Raw genomic sequence first — 13295 nt, forward strand, 5'->3', positions numbered from 1 at the left:
ACTTCAATATTTATGACTTAAATATAAATTTAATAAAAATTTCTCTATTTCTCTTGACAGTTTAGAGTTTTTTGATTATAGTATAAGTATAAATTAGGAAATTAATATTAGGGTATTGCATTTATGTCTAAAATAAATCGCCAATAATTGTAAGTTCATGGAATAGTTCCATGTCTTTTATTTTTTGTATATAAAATATCGTTTACTATTGCCAATTGTTAAGCTTAATCCAATACTTATCTTAACAATTGGCATAATAAAAATTTATTTAAGAAATTAATTTAAGTTTTATTCCTTTTGAAATACTTCCTATTTTATAATAAAATCTAAAACCTTATCACAAGTGTCATATCTATCTTTACCAGCTATTACTATTGAATTAGGAATGTTTATTCCACCACCAATTACATATACTTTTTCTCCAATACCAGGTATAAAATCTTTTGCTTCTATAATGTTACAATTTAAATAATCAGCTAAATATAGTGCTGCTCTTCTATCTACTTCATTGTTAATTACAATTATATTTTTGTTTTTTTGTACATTTACCACAGTTCCATGAATGCCTTCTGCTATAGCTTTTCCTATTATATCTGCTCCAAGCTTTTTATATAATTCCACATCAGCTTTACTATCTACAAAAAAACATTCTATAATCATAGAACTATAGTATATTGAATTTAGTTCTGCTAAATTATTTTGCTCTTTAACCCCTCTATTTTTAAAACCTAAGTTTTCTAAATTTTTAAGTATTCTTTCACCAATAGCCCTTGTTTTCTTATCCCCAGGATAAATTAATACTTCTGCTCCTCTAGCTGCTTCTGTTGGTTCATAACAATTTAAATGAGTGGAGAAAAATATATCTCCTTTAACATTGTTTGCACTATTAATTCCATAGGTAAGTTCCTCATTAACTCCTGATATATTATGAGGAGTACAATCTATAAGAGAATTTTTTGCCATAGATAGATATTTTATTATAGAGCTGTGAATTTTTCTGTTTTCTACTACTTCATCTACATAATATTTACTACCAGGACATGCTTCATTATGACCTGCTCTATGTGTTATTTTCATCCCTTTCTCCCCCTTCTTTATCACCTTTAAGTTGCTTTAAAGCATCAATAATCTGCTTTGGCATAGGTACACCTAACTTTACTGCATTTTCGCAAATACTTATTCCTTCGTTTGATATCATAAAAAAACAAAACAAAGTTCTAAGGGAACCACCGGAACCAATTAGTCTATCTAATAATACTGGTACAATCAAAAGCATTAACACCAATATTTTTTTAACCACTCCCTGTAATCCTTCCTTAGAACTCAACTTTCCACCAATATAAGCACCTATCACTCCTGTAATATAATCTAAAAACATAAAAACAATAAGCACCTGAAGTATTATATCCCATCCACCAAAGAAATAAGTTATTATACTAATCAATCCTCCAATAAATCCTGTTGTTATTCCCCTTTCTTTTACAGAACCCATGCTCTTTAAAGCATTTAATAAAATTTCAATATTATATCACCACCTAAAAAAGCTGTGGAAAATCACAGCTTTTTAATTCAAAATTCACAATGCACAATTCACAATTTTGCTTACTTCGTAACTTTTTTATTAGTTTATTTTAATTTTTAGTAATAATTCAAAAAAGTATATATGAAAAAAGGCTGTTTCAAAATTCATATTTATGCATTTTGCAGCCCCTCTTTCATTAATCCAATTTAAAACTACCACTTTTCTTTCCCTTATGCTTTTTCTTAATCCTTGTATTTTTTATATTATTTTAAAATTATGTCTTAATGTGTACGACTTTTCTAAACAATTTTTTTGCTTTTCTGTAGTATGAATTTACAATACATATAGGCTAATTTATCATATAAACAAATCTACTTTAGTTGTTATTTTTAGTTGTGGTAAAAGAATCAAATACAATCTTAGCAGCTTGAGCAATTAGTTTATCATCATGCTTAGCCTCTTTTGTATCGTGAGTTGACAATATTGCAATAATTATAGGTTTTTTGTTTGGTGGCATTACTACCGCAATATCATTTCTTGTTCCGTAAGAACCAGTTCCGCTTTTGTCAGCAACTCCCCAGCCCTCTGGTGCTCCTGCGCGAATTAGTGTATCGCCTGTTGTATTTCCTGCCATCCAATCAATAAGAATTTTTTTCTTATCATCTGTTAATATATTTCCAATTGCATATGCTTGCAAATCTATTGCTAATTGTCTCGGCGTACTAGTATCTTTAATATCTCCAGGTATAGCTTCATTCAATTCTGGTTCTATGCGTACCGGCTGTGTAACGTTATCCCCTAATTGATTAAGTGCTAATTTAAAACTACTAATCCCACCTATATGATTTAATAAAAGATTTGCAGCTGTATTGTCACTAAAACGTAATGCTGCCTTGCAGATTTCTTCAATTGTCATACCTTTATCAACGTTATCTTCTGTAATTGGAGAATAAGAGACAATATCTTCTTTGCTATATTTAATTACTTGATTAAGTTGCTCTAATGAATCTTGTTTTAAAAGAGCACCAGCAACTAAAGCTTTGAAAGTAGAACAGTAAGCAAACCTATCATCAGCACGATATACAACCTCTTTACCCGTTTCTGTATCAAAAGCATATACACCAAGTTTAACACCATAATTACTTTCAAGTTGTGAAAATGCTGAATTATATTGTGCATCAGACTTCATGTTTACAGGTGACTGAGCTACTGCCTTTCCACAGCTAGTAAGAGAAAAGGCCATAAACAACATAAATATAGCAATTTTAACCTTACTTACCTTGAATTTTAAATTTACTAGTTTCCCCATATGAAATCTCCTTTGTTATTTAATCAGTCTGTTAAGCTATTTTTTCATAACTACTTAACAAAGTATAAAACACAATTTTTTAAAAGTATTGACAATTATAAATGAGTTCGGATTGATCCCCTAATATCGACATTTCTTACAATTATGATTTAAAATTGACTAATATATACATACTATTGAGTTTTAAAGAAATATTCACTTAATGCTTTAAATCTTTTATAAAAACACACCAATTAATTAGTACCCTTTCTAACCTTTGTTTCTTTTCTAATTTCATCAACTTCTTTTTCTTCATCTAATAAACTCTTTCATTTTGATTTCTATCCACCTAGAAATTGAAATACCATATTGGGATGTATGATTACAAAATTCCTCTAAGACCTCAGAATCTAATGTTATATTTAACTTCTTTTTACTCATAGAAAAATCCACCCATTGGAATTATACACCATTATTTTCCTATTGTCCATTTAATAACTGTTTGCACATATTAATACATATACTTTATATGCACTTACAAATATAAATACATATTTACAAGTTAATTTGTGTCGCCTTAATTATCTATTCTGTAATATAATCCATTTCTGTAATGCTCTTAAACTCTTCTACTGTTAAAACACCCCATTTTGTAGCTTCTTTTAAATCATCTAAGCTTAAATATTTTTCATTATAAAATAGATTATAAAAATTAAACATTCGCACTACCTCCTAATTGGGTTAATTTTATGTTTAAATTGTTTATTTGCTCTGCTAAACTAGCAATCAAAATATCCTTTTTCTTATTATCAATAGTAAGATTATTTATCATTTGTATTGTCAATTCTTCTTTTGTAGGTTCATCTTCTGCATGTTCATGGGTTACCTCTCCATGTTTGCCATAAGCTTCTTTTATATAATTAAGCCAGTATTCAAATTCATTATCTTTACATTGGTATTCGTATTGTTTTATTTCTTTTTCATATTCAATTGTGCCATCTTCGTTTTGTATCTCTTTAATTATCTCTTCTATAAAATATTTTATTTTGTACATTCATTGACCTCCTTTAAGGTATTTTAACAACTTTGATTGTACCAGTTGAATCTACATACCAGTAGAAAAACCCTGAATCGGGGTTTGATTCTATAGTTACTGTATAATTTTCTGCAATTAATGGTCCGTTCACACTCGATACATTTTTATTTTTCAACAATTTAACTATATTACCTCTGAATATGCCTCCGAAAGTGTTACCAACACAATCATTACCAAATGTATTACGGGAACTAGAAGCTCCAAAAGTATTATTGTTAAAACTGTTGCCAAAAATATTGTCTGTACAAGCTTCATTAAAACTATTATTGTGACAATAGCTTTCAAAGTTATTTCTACTAAAATATTTTTCAAGGTTATTGTTGAAGCACTTATTGCCAAAACTATTGCTCAAACAATTATTTCCAAAAATATTTTTATAACAACTGCATTCCAAAATATTACTAGAACAAGCATTTCCCATAACATTATCATAACAACTAACACCAAAACTATTTTCAGTACAAGCATTATCAAATCTATTTCTATAACAGTTGTTCACGAAGTCATTTCCATAACAACCATCACCAAAACTATTATCATGGCAACTATTTCCGAAAGTATTATGGAAACAAGTACTAACAAAACTATTGTTATAACAACCATTACCGAAACTATTATAAAAGCAATTAAATCCCAAAGAATTTCCATAACAACCATTGCCAAAGCTATTATAACGACATGATTTTGGTAAGTAATTTCCATAACAATCATTGCCAAAACTATTACTATAAGCGTTTATAAATATATTTTTAAAACATCTACCATTAAGTGTGTTACGGTATGAGTTACTATGGAATGTGTTTCCTGTACAACTAACTAAAAGCAAATTATAAGTAGAAGCTTTGGAAAATACGTTATTATGCAATACTACTTCTTCAACAGCTCCAATGTTATTACCAATACATCCACTTTCAAATGTAGGCACTTCTACTAAGTCACCACGTATTAATTCTATATCTTTGGCTATTTTTGTTTTTTCATCTATAAGCATTGGAGTGTCTAAGTCTGGATATACCTCATTAAAAACGTTGCTATCTGTAGGTGATGTTGGTACATTTGTATTCTTAGCCATCCATAGTTTATTGTCTGCTTTATAAATAAAGTTTAATTTAGCTCCACCGTTTACCCATGTTGAATATATAGTTTCTACTCCATTTTTCATATAATGAGTTTTATTAGGCTTATATCTTGCCCATAACATTGAACGCCAATCTTGTGGAGCATCATTCTTGCTTATAGGGTCATATCTTCTTAATATAAACCCGTTTCTTGGAGTTGCTTTATCTTCACATATATTGTTGTTAAAGTCATAGTATACAAGATCTTCAGGATATTTAAGGCTGCTTACTATCGGTTCAAATGTGCTTTCCGAATTAGCTGTTAATACTAATTCTTCTACCTCCATTTCTTTTAAAGCATTTGTTGTAGGTTGTATATATTTTGTTCTGTAATCTATCAGCACGTATTGTGTCCCTGCTTTTAATTGCTTATTTTCAATCATGTTTTTTAGTTCTTCATATATTTTTCTTTGTTGCGTCATTTCAGCCATTTGCGACTGAACTGTATCTCCACTTTCTGTTTTTATATCCTCAGCTTTTAAGATAACATCACCAATTTTTCCATTTACGCTAGATACTTTTCCGCCATTTTTTATGCTATCTTTTAGTTCTTTATAGGCTTCATCTATTTTTTTATTGTCATCAATAAAATCTGCTCTTTTAGGATATTCGTTACCCTTCCATTGATTTAGTTGTAGATTAGGGGTTTTATTTTCACTTGACATTATCTTCACCTCTATTCCTTATATTTAAAAAAATATCTACTATTTGCTCTAAATAAAAAAACAAAATAATAAAGTCTTTATAAATGACCTATCATTTTGCTTTTTTAAAATGTTTTATTAAGCTGTTATATACTGATTTTATGCTAGTTTTTTTATCTCCTTTATTAGCTGATATATACTTTTTAACTGCACTTTTATATTCAATATCAGTTATATCATCTAGCTTATATATTGCTTTGGTTTTAGGATTTTTACCTTTATTTAATATTCTTTCTCCTATTATTTTTGCTACACTTTCATTTACCATCTATAATAGCCCTCTTGTCTTTTCATCTTGTAATAACAATAGTTGGTTTTCTAATTCCTCTTTTTCTCTTCTAAACCTTTCTTCTTCTGTTTCTTCCTTTTGAATATATTCTGTAATAACTATTAAATCTTTTAATTCTGTTTTATTTTTATCTTTTGCTGTATCTATATAGTAATTTATAGCATCTTTAAAATTATCATCATTATAACTATAAGGAAGGTCTATATAGTCTATCTCTAATGGCCTTACTCGTTTTAGCATTTCTTCTGTTAATCCACTATCAAACCTTTCTTCTAAATAACCGTTTAAAATTAAACCTGTATTTTTATCATAAATTATTCTTTTACCCAATTTCACTTTCTTACTCCCCTTTCTTACTCTAATGCTAAATATGAATATATTGGATTGTGCCATGACCCAGTATTAATTTTAATTGAGAAACTATTTCCCGATACTGTTAAATCATTTGACCCCATCACAGAACTTTCTCCACCAGAACCTATATTTACTTTCCCGCTACTTTTTATACAAAATGGGAAAAAACCATAAAGATATGATTCAATAGAATAATAATTATACTCTGTCTCATTCATATAATATGCTAACACTATATATTTAGGAGAAAATGTTAAATTAATTGTTTGATTCTTCTCAATTCTTCCACTAGCCCATTTCTTTCCTATATTAATATTAGGTATTTTATTTATTAAATTATTTAAAGTATCACTCCCACTGCTACTTTGCCCTTTTGCCGTTAAATTACTAGCAAAAGCGCTTTTCATAGTCTGTATTTTACTTTTCATGCTATCAAAAGTATCACTACTACTTAATGGGGAGCCGATAACAGTAGCTATGTTTTTCTTACCATTATCGGCAAATTGAAAAAGTTCATTTAACTTGTTCTCAACGGTTATACCAGCTACTGTTTTAATATCCTCAGCTTTTAAGATAACATCTCCAATTTTGCTATTTACACTGGATACTTTTCCACCATCTTTTATACTGTCTTTTAGTTCTTTATAGGCTTCATCTATTTTTTTATTATCTTCAATAAAGTCTGTTCTTTTTGGATATTCATTACCATTCCATTGGTTTAACTCCAGATTGGGAGTTTTATTTTCACTAGACATTACCTTCACCTCTATTCTCTATATTTTTCAAATTCATCCCAGGTTAAGTTTATTTCTTCCCATTGATCCCAGGTTCTATTGTAGGATTCAAATTCATCCCAGGTCATATAAGTAAATTTATATTTTATAGATAAGTGAGCTGGTTTGATATCTTCTATTGCACTTTTAAGTCCTTCTAAGTTAGGCGGTATACCTCTTGTACCCACAAATTTTATTTCAAAGGTGTAGGGTTCTATATTTTCAGTAATTTCAACTTCTCCATTGGAAAAGCTTTCGCTTACATTCTTTATAAGCTCTACAGTAACTACACCTTGACCTCTTAATTTTGCTTTTATGGCGCTTCTCCTAAAGTCTTCTGGTGAGGAAAGGTTAGCTTTTATATCTAAAAAATCTTCCCATAAACTAAGTCCCCAAGTGGCTTTTTCAACAAAGCATTGATTTACTAAATCTTCAATTAAATTATTATAATCATCAATTTCACTTTGCTCAATTTCATAAATTTTAGAAAATATTTTAGAATTTCCTATAAAGGAGGGAAGATATTTTTTAAGCTTCACTTTCTATCTCCACCTTTCCCAAAACTCCAACTGCCCCTGTGGCAATTTCTATATTGGAAGTTCCATCATTGATGGTTAATTCACTATAATCAATGATAGGAGGAATATCTAATAGTAAATTTGCTATTCTTGTATATCTAATAAGCGGATCTTTGAAAGCTAAGGTGTTTAAATACTTAGTTACAGCATTTTCTATTTGAATTTTTACTTCCTCTAGGTTTGCATAGCTAGCCAATTGTAGTTTTACCTTTATATTTATAGGTATTTCCTCCACTCCAACTACATCCACTTCTGCTCCTATAGGTCTTTGAGCTTCAATATATTCTTTTACAGAATTTATTAAATCTTCATTTGGTTTTTTATTGTTGTTATCCATAACTACTACCTTAACTGTTCCTGGCCCCTTATGAAGCGGTATTATCACTACATTTCCTACTCCATTTACTTCAAGTGCCCATAATTTATAATGATGAATATTTCCACTGGTAGCTGGAAGTCTAACCTTAAGCAGCAGTCTCTTTAAAAGTTCTTCATCACTTTCAATATCTATACCACCAGCTGCCTCTTCCTCATTTATAACAGCACTTACTCCTGGAATTGAAATAGGAATAGTATTTATAATTTTAGCTGGCACATTATACTTATTTCCAACTTCTTCTGCTGTAGCTTCCACAAATGCCTTATCATTTTTTATAATACTCTCCTCTATAGCTACAAACCTAAGTCCACCTTCTGTTTGAAAAATGCTTTCTTTAGGTATTAAAGTATCTTTACTTCCTTCAATGGTCAGTTTTACTTTAGCCTTTATTCCAGCTTTTCTATAAATCCCAAATTCTTTAGCCTTTAATTCTAACTCTTCACTATACCCGTTTTCTGCAGCTTTTATTGCAAACACCTTGTTCAGTATTTCATCAAGCTGTAATTTGCTTTGCATAAGTTCTAAGGAAATAGGAGAAAGGGCATCATAAATAAATGAACCTTCAGACTTATCTATATCTGAAGGCACTTTTTTCATCATTCTATCAAGTATTAATTTTTCATTTTCACTATACACTTACCTTAACCTCCCCTAAATCTGTTTCTACTTTAAAATTCACTGTTATTTTATCCTTGTAGCTTAGAACATCAATATCACTTATACCTTTGATATGTGGATTAATTTCTAAAGCTTCTTTTAAAAATCTTTTTATTTCCGACTTAGTAAGTTCTTTAGAATAATTTTTTCCTACTAGGCTTTCTATTTCACTACCATAATCAGTAGTGTATGCTAAATATCTATATCTCTCTGTAATTAATGCCTTTCTTATCCAAATGTTAAGAGCTTCTAGCCCTTCCACTACTATAAATTTACCATCCTTTAAGATAAATTCATTTTTTTGAAAATCCCAAGCATACTCACGAGGAATCTCCTCATTAGCATTTAATTCATTTTCAACATCTTCTATAACCTTTATATCTTCATCGGTGAATGTTGGAAAAATGCTCACAGTTTCACCACCTTACATAATACTAAAAATTTAGAACTACTAATCTTTATAAGTGCTACACCATCTCCAGATCTTAAAGTTTTATCAAAGTCAACTTTTTTCTTATCTATGGTTATATTTTTAGCTGAACCTTCAACTTTAACTTCTCCATTAAAACTTACTTCTATATTATCTTTAAGTAGATGTTCACTTATATATAAATTTTCTTTGCTAAGGGTAATATCACTTGTTTTAATGGAAAGAGGACTTGTAGAAATAATCTCACCTAATTCTACTGAAGGAGGATTAAAATATTTGCCTTGATCTCTAATTAGTTTTATAAATTCTCCATAACACTCACTCAATTTAGTTTCCCTCCTTTAAATCCATTTTATTTTGTAGACTTACTGTAAGACTCATAGTGTGCTGATTTGATGCTAAGTCAAAGGTATGAGTATCAGAATCAATATATAATATACAATCAACTAAAGCACTTACATACCATATCTTAGCTTTTACTGCATAGCCAGTAATACATCTAATATCTCCTAATGCCTCTATATTTACATTACTTTCTATATCTTTTAACATTTGTTTTGTCTTATCCATATATCCATCATCATCTTTTGTAACGCTTTCTTGTAGAACTCCGTACATAGTTATATTCTTTTGATTTTCTACCTTAGTTAAAAAGTTGTTATTTTCATCAAAGATTTTTACTCTATTAATCATATTTTCCATTGAGTCACCATAATTACAACTTATAATGTTTTTATTAGGTTCAAGAACTAATCCATCAATAAGCTTACCCTTTTCAATTAAATTAAATTGGTCCTTATTCATCATTGGTATATAACATTTGTTAGTTTTATCTCTAGCTTTGGTGTAAGCTCTCATTATAATGTCATAAAAAGAAGTGTTTTGAGGAATATCACTAATTTTAACTCCAGTTTTAGCTATATTCCCTACCTTTACCTCTGCTTCACTACATATTTTTCTTGTTATATCTTCAGGCGTTATTTGATTAAAATTATAGGACCCTTTAGACTTTGTAAAGTATATTAAAAAATCATAAGCGTTAAAGGTAAGTTCTTCACTGCTATTTAACTGTCTATCAAAAACAATTCCTCTAAAAATTTCTACACCTCTATCATCTACTACCCAAACTACAGTATTAGGTCTTATTTGAGTTCTATCATGATTTCTATCAAATATAGGATAAATTATAGTCCCTGTAAGTTTTCTAGCACATTGGCTTATACTTCCAGTCAAAGATAGAGATTTAATCATTGGTGTTATTTCTGTGACAACCCATCTATCATATAGTGCATAAACTTTTATCATAATTTTATCACCGTTCCTGGTTTTAAACTAAAGTTGCCTTTAAAGCCATTTTTTTCTGCTAGCTCTCTCCAATTATCACTATTTCCAGTAAATTTTTTTGATATTAGTGGAAATGTATCCCCTACTTTAGTTGTATAGGTTTTAGGCTTTACATCTACTGGTCTTACAGTAGATGCAATATTATTAGCGCCTTTCATATTGACCTTATTATGGCTATAACCGTGTTTTCCTACTATCTTTGATGGAACTTTTATTGGATTGTACTCTTTTAAATCTAATGTAAAATAAACATCTCTTGTTCCATCTTGCTCTAAATAGCTAAAGTTTTCTATGGAAAATAAACTATTAATAGGGGTTTCAGTTATTATAAACCTTACTGGTTTCATATTTTCTTTAAAATTATTAATAAGCTCTATTGCCTCGTAAGGCTCCAATGAGTCTTTATATGAAGCAAAGCTATATTCTTGACTTGGAAAAAAACTAGATACTTTTAGAGTTTTAGGAGGAGACTTTGCTAAAAAAGTCACTTCACCTAATTGTTCTACATTTACAGTTTTATTTAAAGTACCAGAGCCTACTTCAAAGGATGGAGGAATTACTGGGAACATTAATTTATCATTGTCTTGAATTATCCAAAATTCCATAATATCACCTCTAAATATTAAACGCTGCTTGTTTTATTTCATTAACTATTTGTTTCGCTACTAAGTTTGGATCTGAAGATCCACTTATATTAAATGACATATTAAAATTATTACTGCCTCTGTTTTGAACTTGATTAACTTCCTTTTTAGTTAGAACCACTTCTCCTTCATGAAGTAATGCAGGGTAATTATTATAAGGTACTCTTGGGAGTCCCGTAGCATGACCTTTTGGTCTTTTTTCATCTGAAGCACTTATGCCAAAAAATCCAATTACTTTTTTAACCAAATCAAAAACGTGTCCTAAAACATTTCCTATTCCTCTTGCTATAGGTTCAATAACAACCCACACTTTTTCTAGAATATCTTGAACTATAGGCATAGCCCACATAACAGCATCTGCAATACCTTCAAATACAGTTATACCTAGATCTAAAGCTGGATTTATTACATCCCAAGCAATTTGTACTGCATCGGATATCATTGGCATAGAACTAATAAACAATTCCTTAAGCCAATCTATTTTCGGCCCTAACCATTCCAAAACTTCACCTAATTTTCCCATAATAGTAGCTGCAATTTCTGTTACTATTGGACCAAAATTTTGTATTGCTGCTCCAATTATCTCAAAAACACTTCCAAATATGGTCATAATAGGTTGTAAAAGTGTAGCTATTCCATTAAATACATTACCAACTATAGTTTGGATCATCGGAAGATTAGTTTTAATCCATTCAATAGCAGGAGTTAAAAACATCCCTATACTGTTTGCAATGCTTTGAACAACAGTTGCAGCACTTTGTCCGAACTGTACGAAGGCTCCTGTATTATTTCCTAATAATTGTCCTAAAGGTCCTAATATTTCATTTATCAAAGGTAAAAAAGCTATTCCAAAGTTAGTTCCCATGGTTTGAAGGCTCCCTGTTATAATACCCCATTGTCCAGTAACAGTTTTACTAAATTCTTCTGTTCCTCCAGCAAATTGTATCGTCGCTTTATCTTTAAGAAGCATATCAAAAGCTTTTGTCATTTCATCCTGTGTTAAATCTTCTTTTGACCCCTTATCTAATAATGCCTTGTACTCGTTCATTGAATACTCAAAGCCGAAATCTTTTGCTGCTGTAAAATCTCCTGTTCTCATTGAAGCCAATGCATTCATAGCGTCATCTACAGATTTTCCTGGATTAACCGCTGCCATATCCTGTGCTAATTTAACAAGCCCAACTGATTTATCAGTATCTCCATTCATCACGCTTAATGCTTTACGTCCTGAGGTTATAATATCATTTGGATCAAAGGGACTTTTTCCAGCTTCAGATTTTAAAGCTTCCATATAATTATCTGTAATAGATGAAACTTCTTCTTTACTTTTGTCCTTATTTTTAATCCCTATAAAATGTTTCATAGCTACTTTTTCTTGTTCTCCCTGCATAGCTGATCCTATAGTAGCGTTAAAAGCAGCTTTAGCATCATCACCTAATACAATATCTTTAGCAAATTTTTTGATACCAATAATATTATTTTTTATTGACCCTAAAACGGCTTTAGTTTTATCTACTGCTTTAAACACTATATTTTTAGGTTTCGGAGCAGGTGATGCAATATTATTGTTATTTCCTAATACATTTTGAGGAGAAGTAGTAGGATTTATAGAACCTCCTGATTGATTTTGTGATGCTAGTACCGGCGTAACATTTATGGTAAGGTTTTGTATCTGATTTAGCTGATTTTGTAATTCTGTCTTTAAATCATTTGGAAATTCAGGTTTAATTTTAGCCTTAATCTCTAAATTACTCATAGCTTCTATAATTCTATTTTTAGCATTAAGAATATCTTTATCTCTAAGTGAAATAGAAATAGATATTTTTTTTCTTTCTAATTTATTTAACTCTCTTCTTAATTTTGATATTTGCTTTTCAAATTTAGCAGTAGACTTAATGGCTTCTTTTAATGGTGCAGTATAGTTATCTTGTAACACTATATTAATTCTATTTGATTCTGTCAAATTATCACCACCTTCTATTAAAATAAGGGAAATATAAAAATCACCTTTAGAACTAATACAAGCTACTCTTGTTTCTAAAGGTGATTTTTAATAATAAAATTATAAATATTCTTCTAAATTTTAATTCTCAATTTTAATATTATAATTATCTCATAT

General features: G+C 29.7%; 17 protein-coding genes. All 17 read right to left on the reverse strand.

The genetic code is table 11. The features are described 5' to 3' along the window. Window positions 1–309 precede the first annotated feature (309 nt). The 17 genes from ACY1IQ_RS03225 to ACY1IQ_RS03305 all read right to left on the reverse strand — a co-directional run bounded on the left by ACY1IQ_RS03225 (window position 310) and on the right by ACY1IQ_RS03305 (window position 13139). The gene (locus ACY1IQ_RS03225) at window positions 310–1077 is read right to left on the reverse strand and encodes an N-acetylmuramoyl-L-alanine amidase (protein WP_461612612.1); all 768 of its coding nucleotides are present in this window, start codon (window positions 1075–1077) and stop codon (window positions 310–312) included. Next, window positions 1061–1492: a phage holin family protein gene (locus tag ACY1IQ_RS03230; RefSeq protein WP_461612613.1), complete on the reverse strand. Its 432-nt coding sequence runs from the start codon at window positions 1490–1492 to the stop codon at window positions 1061–1063. The genes ACY1IQ_RS03225 and ACY1IQ_RS03230 overlap by 17 nt, the downstream gene beginning before the upstream one ends. A 406-nt stretch (window positions 1493–1898) precedes the next feature. Continuing rightward, the gene (bla, locus tag ACY1IQ_RS03235) at window positions 1899–2831 is read right to left on the reverse strand and encodes a class A beta-lactamase (protein WP_461612614.1); all 933 of its coding nucleotides are present in this window, start codon (window positions 2829–2831) and stop codon (window positions 1899–1901) included. 291 nt (window positions 2832–3122) lie between these two features. Then, window positions 3123–3251, reverse strand: coding sequence for a hypothetical protein (locus ACY1IQ_RS03240; protein ID WP_461612615.1), 129 nt, complete (start codon window positions 3249–3251; stop codon window positions 3123–3125). Window positions 3252–3395: 144 nt separating this feature from the next. Further along, window positions 3396–3530 (reverse strand): XkdX family protein, encoded by a 135-nt coding sequence (locus ACY1IQ_RS03245; RefSeq protein WP_461612616.1) that lies wholly within the window; start codon window positions 3528–3530, stop codon window positions 3396–3398. Further along, complete coding sequence (locus ACY1IQ_RS03250; RefSeq protein WP_461612617.1) at window positions 3523–3864, reverse strand: hypothetical protein; 342 nt, start codon at window positions 3862–3864, stop codon at window positions 3523–3525. The genes ACY1IQ_RS03245 and ACY1IQ_RS03250 overlap by 8 nt, the downstream gene beginning before the upstream one ends. Window positions 3865–3877: 13 nt before the next feature. Beyond that, window positions 3878–5689 carry a type II toxin-antitoxin system RelE/ParE family toxin gene (locus tag ACY1IQ_RS03255; RefSeq protein WP_461612618.1) on the reverse strand — a complete coding sequence of 604 codons (1812 nt, stop codon included), beginning with the start codon at window positions 5687–5689 and terminating at the stop codon, window positions 3878–3880. Window positions 5690–5780: 91 nt separating this feature from the next. Next, complete coding sequence (locus ACY1IQ_RS03260) at window positions 5781–5996, reverse strand: hypothetical protein (protein ID WP_461612619.1); 216 nt, start codon at window positions 5994–5996, stop codon at window positions 5781–5783. After that, window positions 5997–6353 (reverse strand): hypothetical protein, encoded by a 357-nt coding sequence (locus ACY1IQ_RS03265; protein ID WP_461612620.1) that lies wholly within the window; start codon window positions 6351–6353, stop codon window positions 5997–5999. A 17-nt stretch (window positions 6354–6370) separates the two neighbouring features. Beyond that, window positions 6371–7126 (reverse strand): hypothetical protein, encoded by a 756-nt coding sequence (locus ACY1IQ_RS03270; protein ID WP_461612621.1) that lies wholly within the window; start codon window positions 7124–7126, stop codon window positions 6371–6373. A gap of 11 nt (window positions 7127–7137) precedes the next feature. Next, the gene (locus tag ACY1IQ_RS03275) at window positions 7138–7683 is read right to left on the reverse strand and encodes a YmfQ family protein (RefSeq protein ID WP_461612622.1); all 546 of its coding nucleotides are present in this window, start codon (window positions 7681–7683) and stop codon (window positions 7138–7140) included. Next, a complete protein-coding gene (locus ACY1IQ_RS03280; RefSeq protein WP_461612623.1) occupies window positions 7673–8737 on the reverse strand; it encodes a baseplate J/gp47 family protein in 1065 nt (354 codons plus the stop codon). The genes ACY1IQ_RS03275 and ACY1IQ_RS03280 overlap by 11 nt, the downstream gene beginning before the upstream one ends. Further along, window positions 8730–9170, reverse strand: coding sequence for a DUF2634 domain-containing protein (locus tag ACY1IQ_RS03285; RefSeq protein ID WP_461612624.1), 441 nt, complete (start codon window positions 9168–9170; stop codon window positions 8730–8732). The genes ACY1IQ_RS03280 and ACY1IQ_RS03285 overlap by 8 nt, the downstream gene beginning before the upstream one ends. Beyond that, a complete protein-coding gene (locus tag ACY1IQ_RS03290; protein ID WP_461612625.1) occupies window positions 9167–9514 on the reverse strand; it encodes a DUF2577 domain-containing protein in 348 nt (115 codons plus the stop codon). The genes ACY1IQ_RS03285 and ACY1IQ_RS03290 overlap by 4 nt, the downstream gene beginning before the upstream one ends. A 1-nt stretch (window position 9515) precedes the next feature. Then, on the reverse strand, window positions 9516–10493 hold the full coding sequence (locus ACY1IQ_RS03295; protein ID WP_461612626.1) for an XkdQ/YqbQ family protein: 978 nt from the start codon (window positions 10491–10493) through the stop codon (window positions 9516–9518). Continuing rightward, on the reverse strand, window positions 10490–11137 hold the full coding sequence (locus ACY1IQ_RS03300; RefSeq protein WP_461612627.1) for a LysM peptidoglycan-binding domain-containing protein: 648 nt from the start codon (window positions 11135–11137) through the stop codon (window positions 10490–10492). The genes ACY1IQ_RS03295 and ACY1IQ_RS03300 overlap by 4 nt, the downstream gene beginning before the upstream one ends. 10 nt (window positions 11138–11147) lie before the next feature. Next, on the reverse strand, window positions 11148–13139 hold the full coding sequence (locus ACY1IQ_RS03305; protein ID WP_461612628.1) for a hypothetical protein: 1992 nt from the start codon (window positions 13137–13139) through the stop codon (window positions 11148–11150). Window positions 13140–13295: the final 156 nt, after the last annotated feature.

The sequence above is a fragment of the Clostridium sp. Marseille-QA1073 genome (assembly GCF_054863625.1).